24 protein-coding genes are annotated in these 19,688 nt (G+C 59.5%); 8 read left to right on the top strand and 16 right to left on the bottom strand.

Going from position 1 to position 19,688, the window contains the following annotated elements:
• Position 1: 1 nt before the first annotated feature.
• Positions 2–811, bottom strand: a complete 810-nt coding sequence (locus tag AACZ26_RS11490) for a thymidylate synthase (protein WP_339621701.1) — start codon at positions 809–811, stop codon at positions 2–4.
• Between the two features lie 160 nt (positions 812–971).
• On the opposite strand from AACZ26_RS11490, the gene AACZ26_RS11495 reads away from it, so the two are divergent.
• Positions 972–1,397, top strand: coding sequence for an OsmC family peroxiredoxin (locus AACZ26_RS11495; RefSeq protein WP_339621704.1), 426 nt, complete (start codon positions 972–974; stop codon positions 1,395–1,397).
• A 2-nt stretch (positions 1,398–1,399) separates the two neighbouring features.
• On the top strand, positions 1,400–2,311 hold the full coding sequence (locus AACZ26_RS11500) for a TIGR01777 family oxidoreductase (protein ID WP_339621706.1): 912 nt from the start codon (positions 1,400–1,402) through the stop codon (positions 2,309–2,311).
• Positions 2,312–2,371: 60 nt separating this feature from the next.
• On the opposite strand, the gene AACZ26_RS11505 is transcribed toward AACZ26_RS11500, so the two are convergent.
• On the bottom strand, positions 2,372–2,821 hold the full coding sequence (locus AACZ26_RS11505; protein WP_339621707.1) for a hypothetical protein: 450 nt from the start codon (positions 2,819–2,821) through the stop codon (positions 2,372–2,374).
• Positions 2,818–3,570 carry a 4-hydroxy-tetrahydrodipicolinate reductase gene (gene dapB / locus AACZ26_RS11510; protein WP_339621708.1) on the bottom strand — a complete coding sequence of 251 codons (753 nt, stop codon included), beginning with the start codon at positions 3,568–3,570 and terminating at the stop codon, positions 2,818–2,820. The genes AACZ26_RS11505 and dapB overlap by 4 nt, the downstream gene beginning before the upstream one ends.
• 95 nt (positions 3,571–3,665) lie before the next feature.
• Here dapB and AACZ26_RS11515 point away from each other — a divergent pair, with 95 nt between their 5' ends.
• On the top strand, positions 3,666–4,151 hold the full coding sequence (locus AACZ26_RS11515) for a GNAT family N-acetyltransferase (protein WP_339621709.1): 486 nt from the start codon (positions 3,666–3,668) through the stop codon (positions 4,149–4,151).
• A 37-nt stretch (positions 4,152–4,188) separates the two neighbouring features.
• Here AACZ26_RS11515 and AACZ26_RS11520 read toward each other — a convergent pair whose 3' ends face one another.
• A complete protein-coding gene (locus AACZ26_RS11520) occupies positions 4,189–4,791 on the bottom strand; it encodes a histidine phosphatase family protein (protein WP_339621710.1) in 603 nt (200 codons plus the stop codon).
• Between the two features lie 18 nt (positions 4,792–4,809).
• On the bottom strand, positions 4,810–6,180 hold the full coding sequence (locus AACZ26_RS11525; protein WP_339621711.1) for a pitrilysin family protein: 1,371 nt from the start codon (positions 6,178–6,180) through the stop codon (positions 4,810–4,812).
• 309 nt (positions 6,181–6,489) lie between these two features.
• Between AACZ26_RS11525 and AACZ26_RS11530 the strand changes: the two genes are divergently transcribed.
• Positions 6,490–7,080 carry a TetR/AcrR family transcriptional regulator gene (locus AACZ26_RS11530; RefSeq protein WP_339621712.1) on the top strand — a complete coding sequence of 197 codons (591 nt, stop codon included), beginning with the start codon at positions 6,490–6,492 and terminating at the stop codon, positions 7,078–7,080.
• Positions 7,081–7,101: 21 nt separating this feature from the next.
• Here the strand turns inward: AACZ26_RS11530 and AACZ26_RS11535 are convergent, their stop codons facing one another.
• Positions 7,102–8,094: an aldo/keto reductase gene (locus AACZ26_RS11535; protein ID WP_339621714.1), complete on the bottom strand. Its 993-nt coding sequence runs from the start codon at positions 8,092–8,094 to the stop codon at positions 7,102–7,104.
• Positions 8,095–8,286: 192 nt separating this feature from the next.
• Here AACZ26_RS11535 and AACZ26_RS11540 point away from each other — a divergent pair, with 192 nt between their 5' ends.
• A complete protein-coding gene (locus AACZ26_RS11540; protein ID WP_339621715.1) occupies positions 8,287–8,817 on the top strand; it encodes a YbhB/YbcL family Raf kinase inhibitor-like protein in 531 nt (176 codons plus the stop codon).
• Here AACZ26_RS11540 and AACZ26_RS11545 read toward each other — a convergent pair.
• Both AACZ26_RS11545 and AACZ26_RS11550 read right to left on the bottom strand, forming a co-directional pair.
• Positions 8,814–8,999 carry a hypothetical protein gene (locus AACZ26_RS11545; protein WP_339621717.1) on the bottom strand — a complete coding sequence of 62 codons (186 nt, stop codon included), beginning with the start codon at positions 8,997–8,999 and terminating at the stop codon, positions 8,814–8,816. The genes AACZ26_RS11540 and AACZ26_RS11545 overlap by 4 nt on opposite strands.
• Positions 9,000–9,163: 164 nt before the next feature.
• Positions 9,164–11,413 (bottom strand): polyribonucleotide nucleotidyltransferase, encoded by a 2,250-nt coding sequence (locus tag AACZ26_RS11550; protein ID WP_339621718.1) that lies wholly within the window; start codon positions 11,411–11,413, stop codon positions 9,164–9,166.
• Between the two features lie 320 nt (positions 11,414–11,733).
• On the opposite strand from AACZ26_RS11550, the gene AACZ26_RS11555 reads away from it, so the two are divergent.
• The gene (locus AACZ26_RS11555; RefSeq protein WP_339621719.1) at positions 11,734–11,916 is read left to right on the top strand and encodes a DUF5302 domain-containing protein; all 183 of its coding nucleotides are present in this window, start codon (positions 11,734–11,736) and stop codon (positions 11,914–11,916) included.
• A gap of 50 nt (positions 11,917–11,966) precedes the next feature.
• Here the strand turns inward: AACZ26_RS11555 and AACZ26_RS11560 are convergent, their stop codons facing one another.
• A complete protein-coding gene (locus tag AACZ26_RS11560) occupies positions 11,967–12,599 on the bottom strand; it encodes an FMN reductase (protein WP_339621721.1) in 633 nt (210 codons plus the stop codon).
• Positions 12,600–12,651: 52 nt separating this feature from the next.
• On the bottom strand, positions 12,652–13,767 hold the full coding sequence (locus tag AACZ26_RS11565; RefSeq protein WP_339621722.1) for an LLM class flavin-dependent oxidoreductase: 1,116 nt from the start codon (positions 13,765–13,767) through the stop codon (positions 12,652–12,654).
• A 149-nt stretch (positions 13,768–13,916) separates the two neighbouring features.
• Between AACZ26_RS11565 and AACZ26_RS11570 the strand changes: the two genes are divergently transcribed.
• The gene (locus AACZ26_RS11570) at positions 13,917–14,594 is read left to right on the top strand and encodes a helix-turn-helix domain-containing protein (protein WP_339621724.1); all 678 of its coding nucleotides are present in this window, start codon (positions 13,917–13,919) and stop codon (positions 14,592–14,594) included.
• A 42-nt stretch (positions 14,595–14,636) separates the two neighbouring features.
• On the opposite strand, the gene AACZ26_RS11575 is transcribed toward AACZ26_RS11570, so the two are convergent.
• From AACZ26_RS11575 to AACZ26_RS11595, 5 genes are all read right to left on the bottom strand, one after another.
• Positions 14,637–15,398, bottom strand: coding sequence for an anti-sigma factor (locus AACZ26_RS11575; protein ID WP_339621726.1), 762 nt, complete (start codon positions 15,396–15,398; stop codon positions 14,637–14,639).
• Positions 15,385–15,945, bottom strand: a complete 561-nt coding sequence (locus tag AACZ26_RS11580) for a sigma-70 family RNA polymerase sigma factor (RefSeq protein ID WP_339621728.1) — start codon at positions 15,943–15,945, stop codon at positions 15,385–15,387. The genes AACZ26_RS11575 and AACZ26_RS11580 overlap by 14 nt, the downstream gene beginning before the upstream one ends.
• Before the next feature lie 20 nt (positions 15,946–15,965).
• Entirely contained in the window at positions 15,966–16,568 is a 603-nt protein-coding gene (locus AACZ26_RS11585; protein ID WP_339621730.1) for a class F sortase, read from the bottom strand.
• A gap of 61 nt (positions 16,569–16,629) precedes the next feature.
• Positions 16,630–17,454: a DUF4397 domain-containing protein gene (locus tag AACZ26_RS11590; protein WP_339621732.1), complete on the bottom strand. Its 825-nt coding sequence runs from the start codon at positions 17,452–17,454 to the stop codon at positions 16,630–16,632.
• Between the two features lie 106 nt (positions 17,455–17,560).
• On the bottom strand, positions 17,561–18,478 hold the full coding sequence (locus AACZ26_RS11595; protein WP_339621734.1) for an NADP-dependent oxidoreductase: 918 nt from the start codon (positions 18,476–18,478) through the stop codon (positions 17,561–17,563).
• A gap of 96 nt (positions 18,479–18,574) precedes the next feature.
• Between AACZ26_RS11595 and AACZ26_RS11600 the strand changes: the two genes are divergently transcribed.
• Positions 18,575–19,183 carry a DUF308 domain-containing protein gene (locus tag AACZ26_RS11600; protein ID WP_339621738.1) on the top strand — a complete coding sequence of 203 codons (609 nt, stop codon included), beginning with the start codon at positions 18,575–18,577 and terminating at the stop codon, positions 19,181–19,183.
• 163 nt (positions 19,184–19,346) lie between these two features.
• Here AACZ26_RS11600 and rpsO read toward each other — a convergent pair whose 3' ends face one another.
• Positions 19,347–19,616 (bottom strand): 30S ribosomal protein S15, encoded by a 270-nt coding sequence (gene rpsO, locus AACZ26_RS11605; RefSeq protein ID WP_009771894.1) that lies wholly within the window; start codon positions 19,614–19,616, stop codon positions 19,347–19,349.
• Positions 19,617–19,688 lie beyond the last annotated feature (72 nt).

Consider the following 19,688-nt stretch of genomic DNA (forward strand, 5'->3'; position numbering starts at 1 on the left):
CTCACACTGCGACCGGTGCCTTGATCGCGGGGTGGTGTTCGTAGCCGACGATCTCAAAATCTTCGTAGGCGTAATCAAAAATGCTCGCGGGCGTGCTCGTGATTTTCAGTTGGGGCGCAGCGTAAGGTTCGCGCGTCAACTGCTCGGTTACTTGCTCGACGTGGTTGTCGTAGATGTGGCAATCGCCACCCGTCCAGACAAAGTCTCCGACCTCAAGCCCGGTCTGTTCGGCAACCATGTGGGTGAGCAAGGCGTAGCTCGCAATATTGAAGGGCACTCCGAGGAACAGGTCTGCGCTTCGCTGGTAGAGCTGGCACGACAGTTTGCCGTCGGCGACATAGAACTGGAAGAACGCGTGACACGGCGCGAGAGCCATGTTCGGAATGTCTGCGGGATTCCACGCGGAGACAATTAAGCGTCGAGAATCAGGGTTGGACTTGATTTGCTCGATGACGTCAGAGATCTGGTCAATCTGCTCGCCCGAGGGGGTGGGCCAGGAACGCCACTGCACGCCATAAACGGGACCGAGCTCGCCCGCGGCATCCGCCCACTCATTCCAAATGGTGACACCGTTATCGCGTAACCATGACACGTTGCTCTCGCCGCGCAAGAACCACAACAGTTCGTAGGCGATCGACTTGAAGTGAACGCGCTTCGTTGTGATGAGAGGAAAACCCTCGGCAAGGTTGAACCGCAACTGTCGACCGAACACACTGCGTGTGCCCGTGCCCGTGCGATCACCCTTGATCACGCCGTTTGCGAGGGTGTCGCGCAGCAAATCTTCGTATGGGGTTGCGATCGTGGTTGCCATCGGAACCATAGTACTTATCTGAAGTGACACCGGAGGATGGCTCGCAGCGAAGTCGCGCACAACTTTCGCCCCAGCACACGATCTTCCACGATTTCACACCGCTTTCTCACCCCGAGCGTTCAGCTAGCGCATAGTGTGGGCATCGACGAAAGGAACGGCAATGCCTGTAACGAGCGAAGCAACAACACTCTGGTTCGGAGACCTCTTCAGCGGTAAGGGAACGACATCTCTCGATTCCTCGGATGCCGCAGAATTCCCCGTGACGTGGGCTGCGCGGTCCGAAGGCCAAGCAGGAACGACCAATCCCGAAGAACTCCTCGGGGCAGCACACGCCTCGTGCTTCGCGATGGCCTTCTCCAACGGACTAGCCGAAAACGGCACTCCACCCGAGAGCCTGCAAGTCACGGCTGCTGTCACGTTTGATCCGGCCGAAGGAATCACCGGCAGCCATTTGCTCGTCAGCGCCAAAGTCGCGAACCTGAGCGACGACGACTTCCAGCGACTGGCGACAGAAGCTAAAGAAGGGTGCCCCGTATCGCGTGCCCTTGCCGGAACGTCCATCACTCTAGAAGCGAGCTTGGCCTAACTATGAGTGACGCTGCGTCTGCGCCCTCCGTCTCTCGCGTCCTCGTCGCGGGCGCATCCGGCTATATCGGCACCGAACTCGTTGCCCAGCTGGAAGCCGCCGGCTTTGAGGTGCTGCGGCTCGTACGCCGCGAGCCGCAGGGAGCAGGCGAGTATCGGTGGGATCCAAACGGAGGAACCATCGATGATCGAGCCATCGAAGAAGCGGATGCCGTCATCAATCTCGCAGGCGCGAGCACAGGAAAAATCCCCTGGACGCCCAGCTATAAGCGTGAAATCTTGCGATCTCGCGTCGAGGGTACTCGCACCTTGGCAGAGGCGATTCGGCGAGCTTCGGCACCGCCGGCAGTCTTTCTCAGTGGCTCGGCGGTTGGCTATTTCGGCAGCCGTCCCGGTGAGGTGCTCACTGACGAGTCGAGCAAGGGCACTGGTTTTCTGAGCGACGTCGTGCACGCGTGGGAACAGGCAGCCAGGCTGACACCGGCGACCACACGACTCGTCATGTTCCGCACCGGAATTGTGGTCGGCAATGGTGGTGCATTCACCCCCCTGAACTTGCTGACTCGATTGGGAGCGGGCAGCCGCCTCGGAAGCGGACAACAGTATTGGCCATGGATTAGCCTTCACGACGAAGCTGCCGCGATCGTGCATCTCTTGCGCAGCGATTACTCCGGAGTTGTCTCCCTCGTTGGCCCAACGCCCGCGACAGCCGAGACGGTGACCAAGACGCTTGCACGCCAGATGAAAAAACCGCACTGGCTCGTCGTGCCGAGCTTTGCATTCAGGATGCTGGGCGACGCCGGTAAAGACCTCATCCTGGTCGATGAGAACGTTCAATCGCCCACGCTCGCGAGCACAGGGTTCACGTTCGCTCACTCCACAATCGAGCAGGCTATCGAGGCGTTCGTCGACTAATACCGCTGGCGACCACTGCGCGCTCGCGCCTGCGTGCTGGCAGCCTCGAACTCACCACGCTTAGCGTGGTGTTTTGCCCCGAGACAGGGCAATAGCGCGACGGGTAGCCCAACGCGCCCTGCCGCGGTCACCGCTTGCGTCGTATGCGAGCCCTAAACGCAACCACGCACGCCACGACTCCGGTTCCGCTTGCGCCTCAACGCGATAACGCTCGAAGGCGAGATCGGCAGCAGCCGGATCTGGACGACCGCTCGGCAGCAGCTCGACCACGTCATCCGGCACCGTACCTTCATCAGTAATTGTCGCGAGAAGACGTTGGGCTCGCACAATGAAGAAGAGCTCCGCAGCGAGTGCCCAGAACCCAATAAGGGGCAGCACGATCAGCGCCCACCCCATCACGTTCACGATCGTCTCGTCGGTGCGGATCAGGATAGTCGCGTAGTTGATAACGAAGACGAGATATATCGCGAGAAGCGCCACCATGACGAACGCGGCAATACGAGTCCTCACTCGGTGGCCGTTCCGGACGGGGAAAGGTCAATGAGTTCGTCGAGACCAACCGTCACACCCTGAGCAGTGGGTACGGCGCGCAAGCCGAGCAGGATGCCGGCCTTGTATGAGTCTTGAGACATCGTGCGGTGATCGATAGTGAGCACTTCACCTGGCCCGCCGAAAATAACTTGCTGGTGGGCAATTACCCCCGTCATGCGCAGGCTGTGCACGGGGATTCCGGCAACCTGCTCGCCTCGCGCGCGCTGGTCGACGTGAGGTGCGAGGGCTGGCCCTCGCACGCCGCGGGCATCGGCCATAAGTTCGGCCGTTCGGACGGCTGTGCCGGAGGGAGAATCCACCTTGGCCGCATGATGACTCTCGATAATCTCAATCGAATCGAAGTAGCGAGCGGCGGCAGCAGCGAATGAGGTGGCGAGCGCAGAACCAAGCGAGAAGTTCGGGATAATGACAACGCCGACTTCGGGTGTTTCCGTCAGGAGGGAACGCAAACCCTGCACTCGATCCTCACTCCAGCCCGAAGTACCGACGAGAACACTCTTGCCATTGCGGACGGCGAAATCGACCACAGCGGGCGAAACACTCGGCTCCGTGACATCCACGACAATGTCGGCATCGAGCATTTCGCTGAGCTCCGAACGCGAATTGAGGGAAGCAACAAGCGAGAAGTCAGTGGATTCTACGACGACGCCGCTGATGTATGTGCCCATGCGACCGCTTGCTCCGACTACCGCTACTTTCGTTGTCATTATCCAAATCTACCAATCATGAGCGCGGGCACAGACCCTCTCCGTGAATCCTCATCCCCGCCCTGAGGCGATACCAGCGCGAGTACTGTGGTCTAGTGCCCCAGTTTCGATCTCTCCCTGTCACGGATGCTCTCGCTCTCGAACTGTTGACCGAATACTTCACCTATCGAGCCGAAACATTCCCTACGCCTTCTGGCTATGTCACGACGTTCCCCAGTAGGGAACAATTCACTGCGCCTCACGGGGTCTTCGTGGTTGTTGAACGCGACAACAGCGAGGCCGAAGGTGCCACACCACCCGTCGCTCTAGGCTGTGGAGGGATTCGCCAGCTTGAGCCAGGGCGGTACGAAGTGAAGCATCTCTGGGTGCGCCCCGAAGGTCGTGGTGCTGGTCTTGGGCGCCAATTGCTTGATGAGTTGGAACGCCGCGCTCGCGAGTGGGGTGCGACCGAACTTGTGCTCGACACCAATGAAAGCCTCGCTGCCGCAGGTGGACTGTACCGCTCGAGCGGCTTCGAGCCGTGCGCGCCGTACAACGACAACCCCAACGCCACGAGCTGGTATCTCAAGTCGCTCATCTAACGCCGCGTGGCACAGAAGCACCCCGTCAGCGCCGCGCTTAATACGGTTGTTCGCTCGGCATCCCGGTGCGCAGCTCAACTGGAAGGTGTCCGAGGTCATTGTGGTTCACAAGAACGGGCGGCTTCGTGCTGCGCACCCGGATGATCGTCAGACCGCAATTGGCCTGATTGAGGCCGAGCCAGCGCCACTGATCGCCCCCGAGAACTTCGCGGACGAACCATGAGATTACAAAGTTGTGAGTGATCAATAGGTCATGCCGGTCTTCCCGCGCAGGCGTGAGGAACTCCGCTACGGCGTCTTCCATCTGAGCCTGCCCGGCATCAATCTCTTCATTTGTCACGGAGCCAAAGAAGGGCTCAAAGGCGGCAGGCATGTCAGGAGTGGGGCCGCTAGGGATGCAGTCCATCAGCAGCGTCGTCGGCTGTGACTCGAGAGAGGGCATCCGCTCGGTCATAATCGCAGCAGTCTCAGCGGCGCGTTGCAACGGTGAATGGAAAGCGCGCGTAAATGGCACCCCGCTCAGCCGTTCGGAGATCGCTTGAGCCTGCCGCACGCCCTTGCCCGAAAGCGGACCGTCGGGCAAACCGTGTTCTGCGTCTTGCTGCTCGCCGTGTCGCACGAGGTACAAGTAATGGGCCATCATCATTCCTTTGTCGATCTAGCTCTCGGCAACGCTGCCGAGATCGATACCGGAGAACATCTCTTCGTTGACGGCGCCCACAGCTGCAACTGAGAGGGGCCGGGAAGAGAGTTCTTGAGCAAGTTCTTGGATGTCATCGGCGGTTACCGCCGAGATGCGCGCAATCGAGGCATCAAGATCGACGAACTCGCCGAGGGTGAGTTCGCTACGACCGAGTCGCGACATGCGAGAGTCTGAGTCTTCGAGCGCGAGCGCGGATGCCCCGCGCAATTGACCGATAGCGCGACTTATTTCTTCGTCGGTCACGTGTGCTGTGCCAAGTTTATGGAACTCGTCGAGCATCAGTTCTGTCACTTGGCTGACCTTGGCGGGTGAGCATCCGGCGTAGATTCCGAACACGCCCGCGTCAGAATAGCTGGGCGAAAAGGAGTACACGGAGTAGGCAAGACCGCGCTTTTCGCGGACCTCCTGGAACAACCGGGATGACATTCCACTGCCCAAAATGGAGTTCAGAACTGTCATCGTGGCGCGACGACCGTCTGTGGCCGATACGCCTTCGACACCCGCAATGATGTTCGCTTGCTCAATGGGGCGCTGCGTGACGTGCAAGCGTTGACCAGGGGTCAGCACAGTGGAGCGAGCGCTGCTAGAAACGTCGCGGCGGGCAACCGGATTTGCTTCAGTCGCGAGATCCCAACCTGCTGCAACGAGCGAGGACGAGATTGCGGCGACAAGCTCGTCGTGATCAACAGCTCCCGCCACCGTAATCACGAGATCTTGGGGGCGGTAGTTCGACCGGTAGTGATCCCAGACGGCATCGCGCGAAATCGCGTTGATCGTGTCGGGGTTTCCCCCAATGGGGCGTCCGAGCGGATGTGCGCCAAAGACGGCCTCGAAGTACCGCTCACTCGCAACGTCGGTGGGGTCGTCATCGGCCATCGCGAGTTCTTCAAGGATCACGCCGCGCTCGTTGGCGAACTCGGTCGGGTCGATAAGACTCGACGTGAGCATGTCACCAATAACTTCGATCGCCATGGGCAAGTCGATGTCTTGCACTTTGGCGTAGTAGCAGGTGTATTCCTTCGCTGTCATCGCATTGTGTTCACCCCCGACGGCATCAAAGCTCACAGCGATGTCGAGTGCCGAGCGAGAGGTCGTGCCCTTGAACAGCAGATGCTCGAGAAAGTGCGTTGCACCGAAGGTTTCAGGATGCTCGTCGCGGGATCCTGCGGCCACCCAGTAGCCCACCGTCGCACTGCGCGCACCGGGAACTTGCTCGCTCAGAATGCGAACACCGCTGGGTAGAACAGTTCTACGAACGAGACTGTCGCCCGTTGCGGTGAACGACAGTTCAGGAAGGTCAAGAGGAAGAATCACAGCGTCGCTCATCGCTAAAGAGCCTACGTCATTACTTACGGTGCGGGGCCCTCTCATTGGTTCCGTGAATTGCGTCCCCCGTAGTGGGGTAAGAAAAAGAGGACAGACAGACTTGTCTGTATGTCCTCATGTGCTAATATTTTCTCTAGGCACCCGAAGCCGACAACCCATCACCGGGACCCGAACCCGGTGATGTAAAACATGTGACCGAGACCCGAACCCGGTCGCGAAAATAAACCGCGTCGCTTGAACCCGAAATCTTGCGACGCACAAAGTGGGGAAAGTTCCTGATCAGAACCTCCACGGAAGGAGTGCGCTGCGATGGTATTTGAGACACCAGAGACTGCGCAGCGCGCTCCTGCCAAAGGCCGCATCCTCGACACGGCCAACACTCTCTTCTACCAAGACGGCATTCTTAATGTCGGCGTAGACCGCATCATTGCCCAGTCCAGCGTGACTAAGGCCACTTTTTACAAGCACTACCGCTCAAAAGACAACCTCATCCTTGAGTACGTGAAGAGCCGTCGTGCCGTCGTTGAGTCCGAGGTTCAGTCCATCATCGACAACGCAGCCTCACCTCATGATGCCGTTCTGACCCTCCTGGAGTCAGTGGCCGCAGAACTCACTAAGCCGGATTTCCGCGGATGCCCGTTCCTCAACGTTGTCGCCGAGTTCCCTGACCCCACGCACCCCGTTCGCGTGCTCATCTCCGATCACCGTGACTGGTACAACGAATCGCTGTACACCCTCATGCGCTCGGCAGACCATCCCTTTGCTGGCGATGCCGCTGATGAACTCATGCTCGCCAAAGACGGAGCTCTCGCTGGGGGCTACGCCGGAGACACTATTGCCGCAGGTGCCGCAATGGCTCGCGTAGTCAAGCGTGTGCTTGGCGAAGCCGTTGCGGTCTAAACGCCTGCAGTAGGTGACACCCTAGTAACTAGAGACGCGGTCAAGCTCGGCAGACTGATGGCGCGTCAGCTGCACGCGTGCCGCAGCAAGCAGCTCCGGGACCTGCTCGGCACGGCTAGCGCTCACGACGGGCGCAACAACGCCGGGCTTGTTCAACAACCACGCTAACGCGATAGTAGCTAGGCTCTCTTCGTGCTCGCCAGCGACCGCGTCGAGCGCATTCACAATCTTGATTCCCCGGCGATGCAAATATCGCGCGGCATCGTGACCGCGGGAGTTGAGCGCAAGGTCAGAACGCTGGCGATATTTTCCGCTCAGAAAACCACTCGCCAACGCGAAACGTGGCATCACACCGAGACCTTGAATTGCGGCAACATGCGCGAGTCCGGTTTCAAACTCTTGGCGGTGCAGCAGGTTGTACTGCGCCTGAACCGCCACCATGGGCGCCACGCCCATTTGGCCGCAGGCAATTCGCGCCTGAATGAGCCGGTTGCCGGTGTGATCAGAACCTCCGAAGTACCGCACCTTTCCTTCGCCGATAAGCTCATCAACGGCAAGCAAAGTCTCATCAAAGTCGACTGACTCATCGTCGACGTGCAAGTACAACAGATCGAGGTGCGACGTTCCCAAACGAGCCAGGGACGCATCCACTGAACGCTTTATCGCGCCAGCGCCCATGCCGGGGTTGTCGCGACTCTTTCCCACTTTCGTAGCGACTACGATCTGATCGCGATTGCGCCGCGTGCGCATCCACTTGCCGATCATGAGCTCGCTACGACCCGAAGCGTATGAGTCCGCTGTGTCAACAAAGTTTCCACCGCCATCGGCAAAGGTATCCAAAATGGATGCCGTAACGGCGTCGTCCGCAGTCCAGCCGAAGATGTTGCCGCTCAGGGCAAGAGGGAAGACTCGAAGGTCGGATGATCCCACGACTCGAGTCACAAAATGGTGCCCGGGTTCTGGGAGCATGCGAGTAGAGCCCGGCAATGATCGCGTCGGGTTTACTTGCGTCATAACGGCCTCCCACAAGGCTTTTGGCAAGAATATGCCGCCACTGCGGCAAACACGCGAAGGACAGACGGATCGTTATTAGTCCGTGTCACAATGCACCTTTTGTGCGCCTCGCGCCGGTATCCCGTGACGACTCCTCTCCATCGTCGTCATAATGGCCACAGTTCGATTTCAGCAACCGAAAGGATCATTGCCATGAACGACCCCAACTGGAAACTGCCCGAAGTACCGTCGTTCACTCTTGAGAGCCCGGATTTTGAAGCCGGTGGAGAGCTGCCCAAGTTCGCTCGATCCGGTATTGCCCAAGCGGGTGGCGAGGATCGCTCCCCCACTCTGCACTGGCACGGCTTCCCCTCAGGCACGAAGAGTTTTGCCCTGACGATGTTCGATCCGGATGCCCCCACCGGAAGCGGCTGGTGGCACTGGGCCGTGTACAACATTCCTGCCAGCGTTGAGTCACTCCCCCAAGACGCGGGAAATCCCGAGTCTCAGCTCATGCCCAACGGCGCAATCACCGTGGCCAATGAGTTAAGGCTAGAAGCATTTCAGGGAGCCGCCCCACCGGCTGGTCATGGGCAACACCGTTACGTCTTCACCTTGAGCGCCCTCAACGTAGAGCTCCTCGACCTGCCCGAGGGCAGCACGCCCGCAATGCTTGGCTTCGTGCTGCGTGACCATGTCGTTGCGCGAGCTCAACTGATCGGGCACTCCAGCACAGACAGCTAAGAGTTGCGGCGATAGTAATGCGGAACGCGCTCGTAGCCGCGGCTGCGCATCTTCGCGACAACAACGCTAACGACAACGACAGCGACAACAACGCCGAGAGCTACCCAGAGGTACCAAGCGGTATCGAGCCACAGCAGCATGTCGCTCATAAAGTCATCAAAAGGTGTAGTGATTCGGGTCACTCGCTCAGGATAGCGGCACGCACCCCACTGAGCGCGACCCCAACGGAGGGCAGACTGGGGTGACTACCCCCGTTCTGACCGCAAAACCAGAATCTGCTGATTAACAACTCAGCGCCCATCCTCTCTGAGAATGGGCGCTGAGACTGACCTACGTCGAGCGGGACTTAGCTTTCGTCAGCGGGGGCCGCTGCTTCTGCGTCTGTCTCGTCAGTGACGGGTGCGAGCGAGAGCTTGCCACGGTCATCAATCTTGGTGATCTCAACCTGGATCTTCTGTCCGACCCCGAGAACGTCTTCGACGTTCTCCACACGCTTACCACCGGCAAGCTTGCGGACCTCAGAAATGTGCAGCAGTCCGTCCTTGCCCGGGGTGAGCGATACAAACGCACCGAAGGTAGCAATCTTCACGACCGTACCCAAGAAGCGCTCGCCGACCTCAGGGTTGAGCGGGTTCGCGATGGCGTTGACCGCCGCGCGAGCAGCCTCGGCAGAAGGACCATCAACAGCACCGATGTAGACGGTTCCGTCATCCTCAATCGAGATGTCGGCTCCGGTGTCATCCTGGATCTGGTTGATGTTCTTGCCCTTGGGCCCGATGAGTTCACCGATCTTGTCGATCGGGATCTGCACCGAGATCACACGAGGAGCCGTGGGGGCCATCTCGTCAGGAGCATCGATTGCAGCGTTGATCACCGAAAGAATCGCAGTGCGCGCTTCCTTGGCCTGCTTGAGTGCGCCATCGAGAACCGACGAAGGCAAACCAGCGAGCTTGGTGTCGAGCTGGATGGCGGTGACGAATTCGCTCGTACCGGCAACCTTGAAGTCCATGTCGCCAAGGGCGTCTTCAGCACCGAGGATGTCAGTGAGAGCCGCGTAACGCGTCTCGCCGTTGACCTCGTCAGAGATGAGCCCCATGGCGATACCGGCGACTGGTGCGCGCAGCGGCACACCGGCGTTCAGCAGCGACAGAGTCGAAGCACAGACGGAACCCATCGAGGTCGAACCGTTGGAACCGAGAGCCTCGGATACCTGGCGGATCGCGTACGGGAAGTCTTCACGAGCAGGAAGCACCGGTGCGATAGCGCGCTCGGCGAGGAAGCCGTGCCCAATCTCGCGACGCTTCGGGCTACCGACGCGACCGGTCTCACCGGTCGAGTAGGGCGGGAAGTTGTAGTGGTGCATGTAGCGCTTCTTGGTCACTGGGGCCAGTGAGTCAATCTGCTGCTCCATCTTGAGCATGTTCAGCGTGGTGACACCCAAGATCTGAGTCTCGCCGCGCTGGAAGATTGCCGAGCCGTGAACGCGAGGAATGACCTCGACCTCAGCATCGAGCGCACGGATGTCGCTCAAGCCACGGCCGTCGATACGGATTCCCTCGGTCAGTACGCGCTCGCGCATAACCTTCTTGCTGACGGCCTTGTAGGCGGCGCCAACCATGCCGATGACGTCTGCACTGAGTTCTTCAGCGTCGACCTTCGACTGAACTTCAGCCTTGACGCGTGCCTTGAGCTCGTCGTCTGCGGTCTGGCGTTCGATCTTGTCGGCGATCTTGTACACGTCGCGCAGTTCTGCCTGAGCGAGTTCGTCAATCGCGTTGTACGCCTGGTCGGAGTACGGCGGGAACAGCGGGTAGTCGGCAACGGGCTTTGCAGCCTTTGTCGATACTTCGAGCTGAGCCTTGACGAGCTGCTTAAGGAATGGCTTGGACGCTTCGAGACCCTGAGCAACAACAGCCTCGTCGGGCTTCGTGGCTCCTGCCTTGATGAGCTCCCAGCTGTTTTCGGTAGCTTCTGCCTCAACCATCATGATGGCAATGTCTTCTTCACCCTTGTCGTTGGTGACCATGCGGCCAGCAACAGTGAGGTCAAAGACAGCGTCAGCAAGCTGGCTGTGCTTCGGGAAGGCAACCCACTGGTCGCCGATGAGGGCGAGGCGGATGCCGGCAACCGGACCGTAGAACGGAAGCCCGGAGATCTGGGTGCTGAGCGATGCAGCGTTAATCGACAGTGCGTCGTAGAACTCGTCAGGAGCGATGCTCAGAACGGTAATAACGATCTGAACTTCGTTGCGGAGTCCCTCAACGAAGGTTGGACGCATCGGGCGGTCAATGAGACGGCAGACGAGAATCGCTTCCGTCGAGGGGCGACCCTCGCGGCGGAAGAAGCTGCCTGGAATCTTGCCTGCAGCGTATGAACGCTCTTCAACATCCACAGTGAGTGGGAAGAAGTCGAAGCCTTCACGCGGGTGCTTGCCAGCGCTGGTTGCGCTCAAGATCATTGTTTCTTCGTCGAGGTACGCAGCGACGGCACCCTGTGCCTGCTGAGCGAGTCGACCGGTTTCGAAGCGCACGGTGCGCTTGCCGAACTTGCCGTTATCGAGAACGGCTTCGGCGAATGTGATTTCTGGACCCTCCATGCGGGGGTTTCTCCTTTGTTTTACGTCGCGCACCCGTGTGGTGTGCGACTCGTCAAGGAGCAGGAGCGGGCAGAAGGACGCTTGGTTCACGCGCATGCCTAGAGTGGCGGCGCATGTCTGGTCAACAGTAGAAAGCCTCCGAATAACTCGGAAAATTACCACCGGTGACCAGCTTCTTGCCAGCCTGCTCCGTCTGTTGCCCGACAACTATGCGGACAACTGCTCACAATCGTAGCACCGCGGGTCTGGGAAGCCCTAGAGATCGAGGCGCGACACGGCTGACGTGCGAATTGCTATGCAGGTGGCCTACGCTGGCGAGTATGGAACCCACAGAAGATAAGCCATCTGCGAGCGAAGAAAACAAGCGCAGGTTCCGCGAGGCGCTTGATCGCAAGCAAGGCAAGCAGCAAGACCGGCCGGGGCACTTGGATGCTGAATCAGCTATCCAGGGAACCCACGACCGGGCCGACCACAAGCGCGACTTCCGCCGTAAGACGGGATAGTCGCCGTAAGACGGGATAGTCGCCGTTCTACGCAGTAGGCGCGTGGCGTTCTATTTCGCCCCGAAGCTGCCGACAGGGCTAAAGCCCTCCGGCAGCGCAAAGGGGTCGATCACTCGGTCGGAGCGATCGGAAACCGCCGCGAGCGCTGCAAGTTCTCCCGCTGCGCGATTAATTCGCACAGGCAGAGTGCTTGACGCACTGTCTCCCCCACTACCCCAGTCGGCGGATGCCGCATACACGCCGGTCGGCACAGCCACAGCGTGAAGGTAGCTAAACAGGGGCCGCATGGCGTAGTCGATCGCTAGCGAGTGTCGATCGGTTCCGCCCGTCGCACCGAGCAGCACGGGCAGATCCGTCAGTGATTGCGGGTCGAGGATGTCGATAAACGATTTGAACAATCCGCTGTAGCTGGTGGTGAAGATGGGCGTGACGGCGATGAGTCCGTCAGCGCTGGTCACTGCAGTGATGGCCTCTTCAAGTTTGGCGCTCGGAAAGCCAGTGAGCAGATTGTTTGTCACGTCCTGTGCGAGATCGCGCAGTTCGATGACGGTCACGTCTGCTTCAACACCTCTTTCACGGAGGTTTTTTGTCGTTGCCTCGGTGAGGCGGTCAGCGAGTAGTCGCGTTGACGATGGCTGGCTGAGGCCAGCGGCGATGACGGCAATCTTCTTGACGTCGGACATGGTGTGCTTCTTTCGTGAGTTCTAACGAGTGGTTGTGCGGCGTGCTGCGGAACTAGACGGTCGCGGGGACTTCGGCTGCGGGGGCAGCGAGAGCCGCGTCACGCTTGGCGACGAGCGAGGCGTGGGTGGGGGCATCCGGAACCTCGACGGGGCGGTTGGTGGCGAACTCCTTGCGGAGTACGGGCACAACTTCTTCTCCGAGGATGTCGAGTTGCTCAAGAACGGTCTTGAGCGGAAGGCCGGCGTGGTCCATGAGGAAGAGCTGACGTTGGTAGTCACCGAAGTGTTCGCGCATTCCTGCGTATTTGTCGATGACTTCTTGGGGGCTTCCGACGGCGAGCGGTGTTTGCTCGGTGAAGTCTTCCATCGACGGCCCGTTTCCGTAGACCGGAGCACTGTCGAAGTATGGCCGGAATTCTGCCTTTGCTGATTGCGAATTGCTGCGCATGAATGCCTGACCGCCGAGGCCGACAATGGCCTGAGCGGCCGTGCCGTGACCGTAGTGCTCGAAGCGCTGGCGGTAGTAGGCGATGAGACGCATGTAGTGCTCTTTTGGCCAGAAAATGTTGTTGGCAAAGAAGCCGTCGCCGTAATAGGCGGCCTGTTCTGCGATTTCTGGGCTGCGGATCGAGCCATGCCACACGAAGGGCGGCACGCCGTCTAGAGGTCGAGGCGTTGACTGGAAGCCCTGGAGAGGGGTGCGGAACTTGCCTTCCCAGTTCACAAATTCTTCACGCCAGAGACGGTGGAGCAGAGCATAGTTTTCGATCGCGAGCGGGATGCCCTCCCGAATGTCCTTGCCAAACCATGGGTACACCGGACCAGTGTTGCCGCGACCCATCATGAGGTCGGCGCGACCATCAGAGAGGTGCTGAAGCATCGCATAGTCTTCGGCGATCTTCACGGGATCATTCGTCGTGATGAGCGTCGTGCTCGTGGAGAGGATCAACTTCTCTGTCTGGGCTGCGATGTACGCGAGCATTGTGGTGGGGCTAGACGAGACGAAGGGAGGGTTGTGGTGCTCCCCTAGTGCAAAGACATCGAGCCCGACTTCTTCCGCTTTTTTGGCGATCGTGACGAGAGCTTTGATGCGCTCACCCTCGGTAGGCGTTGTGCCGTCGGTGGGGTCAGTTGTGACGTCGCTAACGGTGAAAATTCCGAACTGCATGAGTGCTCCGGTCTCCCAAAATCTGTCTGGATGAATCAGTTATTCCGTTCAACCACCGAGTTTCCCGATAATTCCAGCCCCTAACCGCCAAATGGCGGTTAGGCTATGGCGCGACGATACTGAGACGTTCCAGCGAAAGGCAGCGAGGATTGAGTTTTCAGGATGTGCGCACGAATACTCCGACAGTTGATGGGTCTGCGATCTCAGCCCTCCTCGACCCTTCGCAGTCCGCCGAAGATCGACTCTCCGCCGCAAAAACACTGAACCTCGCACTCACCACCCGCTACAGGGTGATCGCGCAACCCTCGTCGACCACGACCGCAACTGCTGGACTCTCCACCGTCGTCGCGACAGTGGCAGGCGCTGTGCGTGCCACGATACTTTTGAGCACGGATGCCGCGTCGGCTCCGCGCGCCGGCATCGGCATCGCTGCCTCCCCCGCCGATCTCGTACGCTCGTGGTCATCGGCGCTGACCGCGCTGCGATTGACGTCCGATCATGAGCCTGTGCTTTATGGCGATGATCTCGGTTCGCTGTTGTTGCTCGCCGAGATCAGTCCCGCCGGAGCTCCCGAAAATTGCGATCTTCAGTCACTCGGAGTGGTGATCCGCGAGACGCCACGGATCCTTCCGATGCTCGACACGCTCGCGGCAAGTGACAGCTTGCGTGCCGCTGCCGCCAGCCTCGGTTTTCACCACTCCACGGTGCAATCGCGCGCCGAAGAGTTGAACGGAAAGCTTGGCTTCGACGTGCGCACTTCGCGCGGTCGCACGCGACTTTCCGTCGCCCTGGCGCTCTATCGGCTCGAGACCACCCGGTTCGACTAGACGATGCTCGGCTACACCGGTGCGTGAAGACTGGCTAGGTCGCTAGGCGTCGGTATTGAGCTGGCCGCGCACGATGGAGTCGCCGGAGTGCGCAGGGTTTCCGTCGAACTGTTCCTCCGAGATATCCACGAGGTCATAACGAGAGACATCGAGACCGTCGGGGACCGTGAACTGACCTGAAGTGCCTTCGACGATTCCTAGACTGACAAGAGCCGTGGCATCCGAAGTGATCAGCCACACTTCTCGAAAGCCTCCTTCGGTTGCGGGTGCCTCGAAGTTGACGTCAATCACGCGAGTACCATCGGGGAGTTGCTCAAGTCGGGCTTCTCCGGTGGAATCAGGCCAGTCGGGGAAGGCGTCGAGTGTTGCGCTCGCAAGAATTGTCGGCGGATCCGCTGGCCGGAAAGTCGCCCACAGTGCGGTGCCAGCGCTCGCGACGAGCGCAACGGCAGCCGCAGCAGCGACAGCCCCGACCCAGCGACGACGGCGACGACTCTCGAGTGAATGAACGGTCGCGTCGGGAGAAACGGACTCTTCGACAGCAAGACCCTCGGCAACGTGAGCTGTGGTGGGCGTGTCGGTCGACACGGACAACTCATCAGCGATGCGCGCCCACACTCGCGACGGAGGTTGCAAGAGTTCACCAGCATCGAAGGTTGAGCGGCCTACCATGGCGGCACGCGAGAGGACTTCGATCTCGCTGCGGCACTGCTCGCACTCACTGACGTGCGCGCTGTCTTCGGGGAGGGCGACTTGCTCACCTAGGGCGAGCAGCGCAAGAACCTCAGGATCAACGTGTCGCATAGGTCGCCTCCAATCGTGTTCGCATCCGTTGCAGACTGCGCCGGATATGGCTCTTAACCGTGCCGAGAGGTAGTTCGAGGCGGTCAGCTATTTGGTTATGGGTGAGATCGTCAAAAAACGCTAATCGCATAATCGCTTGCGCATCCGGCTCGAGGCGAGAGATTTCATCAGCAACCATGAGGGTGTCAGCTAAGTCAAAGTCTTCCACGACTGACTCACCCCGTGATGTCGTTGCGGCAAGTTGCTCGTGAAGCCGTCGTACGCGGGCGCGCGCTTCATGGGTGTCCGCGATCTTGTTCCGTGTTATTCCGACGAGCCATGCAGAAAGACTCGAACGTTCAGGCCTAAAAGTGGAACGCCCAGTCCAGGCCGACACGAAGACCTTCTGAGTGACGTCTTCCGCATCGCCGCGATCCCCGAGCGAACGGACCGCGAGAGTAAAGACGAGAGATGACCAGCGGTTGTAGACCTCAGCGAGGGCTGACTCATCGCCAGAGACAAAGGCTCGCGTCATGCGGGCTTCGTCTGCAGCTTCGTCGTGCGTCATCGCTCTCCGGTTGAGGGTGCTCATAGCGGATTCGCAATCGCTATGACGTTGTCAGAGTAGTTCAATACGTTCTCGTCGAACTGTCCTCCACAGGTAATGAGCACAATTCGTGGGGCTCCGCCGCGGTCGAAGACTTGATCGAGCGGCAATTGTTTCTTTTCGATGTTCTGTACTGATTCAAGTGCATAGCGATGGTCGACGCCGTCATCGGTCGTCACGACAATTTCAGCATCCGCCGGCATCTCTTTGAGATAGGCGAATGGGCCGAGGCCCTGTTCGAAGTCGTCGACGTGGGCGGTAATAACGGTGGAACCTGTCTCGCTTGCTGGTGATGGACCAAAGCGATACCAGCCCGCGACACGAATGTTCTCGGGGATCTGCATGAGTCCGTCGTCTTGAACCCCTACAGGGGTGATCTGGAGGTCGATGGCAACGGAAGGAATTTGGATGCGAACCGGGGCAGCTAGCTGCTCAACCGGCGCGATTTCACTCGACTGCCGAGGCACATCAATCTCTGCAGTAGGCAGAGGTGCCGGGCTCGGAGCAATAGATTCGGTTGGACCAGCAGCACAACCAGCAAGGAGAAGAGCCATGACCGCGAGGGCTAGGATTCTCGCGATCATGACGTTCTCCTTGCTGGGGGTGTGTGAGTGCTGGTCGTGCTGTGTTATTGAGAGTGCGTGACTACTTCGCTGCGCGAGCGGCGGAGAGTCGAGCTGCAGCGAATCCAGCGAGAGCGAGAAGCGCTACAAGCCCGCCGAGGCCTGCAACAAGGATGCCGTTGTTGTTATCGGCGGCAAGGCCGGCGGTTCCGGCATCCACTCCACCGGGGTTCGAGTGAAGACCGTCAATGGTCTGCACAGCGAGGGTGAGGTTGTCATCTGCGGCGCTGCCCCAGGCGTACACGATGGTGTTGACGCCTTCAGCAATCTCGACATCTGCCGGTCCAATGACGGGGTCAGTGGTTCCGGTGAGAGCCACAGCTGCCGAGATGGTTCCGACCGCAAGGTCAGCCTTCACTTCGTCGGGGTTGCTGAGGTTTTCGAAGGCAACGGCATCGTTAGCGAGCACATCGACAGCGGGAGCCGCTGCGGTGTGACGCACCGTCAAGCGACCTTCGCCGGCCGCGACCGTGCTGAGGTCGTTGGTGAAGAGGCTTGCCGTCGGATCGCCCGCTTCGTCGAGGTGAGCGACGGCGGTGTAGCTCATGTTGGCCTCTAGAGTGAGGTCGATGGGGCCGATGGCTGGCGACGAGTCGTCGGCTGCATCGGAGGCTGTAATCGCAACCGTGTAGGTGTCGGCCGGAAGGTCGAGGGGGCCAGCGAGGTCACCGGGCTCGAAGTCATCGAGCGTGAGTTCACCGTTCACGTAAACATCAACCGTGAGCCCCGGCACAGCGTGCAGGACGTACAGGTCGGCAGTCGTGTCAGAGATGGCGTTGGCGGGAATAGCGACTCCTACGGCGGCAATCGCACCGGCGGCAACACCGGCAAAAATCTTGTTTCGCACTGTTCTTGTCCTCTCATGGTCGGGCGTAATTCGCCTTACATGGAGTACTTCCGACTGAACCCTCGTTTTGGATGCAGCAATCTCACAAAACTTATGAGAACGTCAGCTAAAGCGCGAGCACGATCTTTCCGCGCGAGTGGCCATCCAACAATTGCGTGTACGCCTCAGACACCTGCTCGAAGGGGAAAACGGAGTCAATCGGAACCTGCACTGTTCCCGCAGCCACGAGGGCAGAAAGCGAAGCGAGGTCATCCGAAGTGGCGCCCGCAGCCCCAACGCCCGAAGTGCCGTACTCCGAGACAGCGGCATAGTCAGCGATGGTATTGATGCGGTCGGCCGGCGCTCCGAGCGCAAGCGCAGCATCCACGGTTTCACGGCCGTTGTTGTCGAGAGCAGCCGTGACACCCTCGGGGCTGATCTCCAAAATACGCTCGACCATGCCCTCGCCATAAGCGACGGGATGGATGCCCAAAGAACGTAAGAATTCATGGTTCGATTCGCTCGCCGAACCAATTACTGTGGCGCCCTTGAGTTTGGCAAGTTGAGCGGCAATGACACCGACGCCGCCCGCTGCGGCACTCACGAGCACAGTATCGGCTGGAGTAAGAGCGATCGCTTCGACGCTTGCCCATGCTGTTCGCCCGACAATATCAAGGCCACCAGCCTGTTCCCAGCTCAACTCAGCGGGTTTACGAACGAGCTTGCTCGCCGACACGACTACGAAATCTGCTTGACCGCTGAAGCTCTTGCCGCCGAATACCTCATCGCCGATGCTCCAGTTCGTAACCCCCGAACCCACTTCGTCGACGACGCCCGCGAAGTCATTACCGTTGCCGCTCGGAAACGTAACGTTCTGTGGCGTCGACGTGGCACCGCCGCTGAAAACCTTGGAATCAAAGGGATTAATACCGGCGAATTTCACCCGCACTCGAACCTCGCCCGCACCAGCGTGTGGTTCAGAAACTTCGGAAATCGTGAGCACTTCTGGCCCACCGAGCTGAGAGTAAGTAACACGACGCGACATGCATCGAGCCTAACGCGTGCTCTCCACTTGCACATGTGAAGAACGAAACTGGGAGAATATAAGCACGTACACCGCACGACAAACGGTTAGGACCCCATGAGCTCGTCAGACAGCACGAACCTCCACCCCACCTCAGCCGCCGATCTGCTCCCTGGATTACTTCGCGTACACCGAGGTCAGCTTGTCGCCGTCGCCGTTATTGGTCTCGTACTCGGTGTCGTCGGGCTCCTTTTTCCGGGAGCCACGCTCCTCACCGTCGCAATCCTGTTCGGGATCTACTTGATCGCATCCGGACTCTTTCGCATTACCGCGGCCTTCGTGGCAAGCTCTCTCGACTCACCGATGCGCTGGGTCAGCGGGCTACTCGGACTGCTCGTCGTAGTAGCCGGTATTCTCTGCCTCTCCAACCCCTTCCAATCACTTGTTGCGCTCGCGCTCGTCATCGGAATCGGTTGGATCCTTGAAGGAATCGTCGACCTCGTCGGAGGAGTTCGAGGAACAATCCATCCCCGATGGTTCGGCTGGGTAAGCGGAATCGTCTCGATGGCAGCAGGAGTCGCAATGTTCGTGCTCCCCGCCGCAGGAATTTTCTCCCTCGTCGCAATCGGAGCGATCCTGATGATCGCCGTGAGCGTGACTACCCTGCTCACGCTGCCGCGCAAGAACGCAACAGCGCGTGACAGTGGCGCCAGCACCACGCTTTAAGGCGTTCACGTCAGCCATCGCGTGAGCGGTCGAGCGCGCCGACAGGTAGCGTCCGACCGCTCACGCCGTTAAAGCGAACCACCGGCGCTTCAGCCGAACTCCTAGAACAACAAAGGCCGCCATCGCAGAGCGATGACGGCCTTTGGCAAGTGTGACGAGTCGACTAGCGGCGCAGTCCCAGCTTCTCAATCAGCGTACGGTAACGCGTGATGTCAACGTTCTGCAGGTAACCCAGCAGACGACGACGCTGACCAACAAGAAGAAGCAGTCCACGACGTGAGTGGTGGTCGTGCTTGTGCATCTTGAGGTGCTCCGTGAGGTCGAGGATGCGACGAGTCATCATCGCGATCTGGACCTCGGGGGATCCCGTGTCACCTGGGTGGGTTGCGTACTCTTCGATGATCGCCTTCTTGATGCTTGCTTCTAGAGCCATAAGGTGATCCCCTTTCTAGTCGTTGCGCGGTGCCCATAGCTGAATGCTTGAGCTCTCTTTATCCGCGGCCGT

This window comes from uncultured Salinibacterium sp., assembly GCF_963974405.1.
Taxonomy (GTDB): domain Bacteria; phylum Actinomycetota; class Actinomycetes; order Actinomycetales; family Microbacteriaceae; genus Rhodoglobus.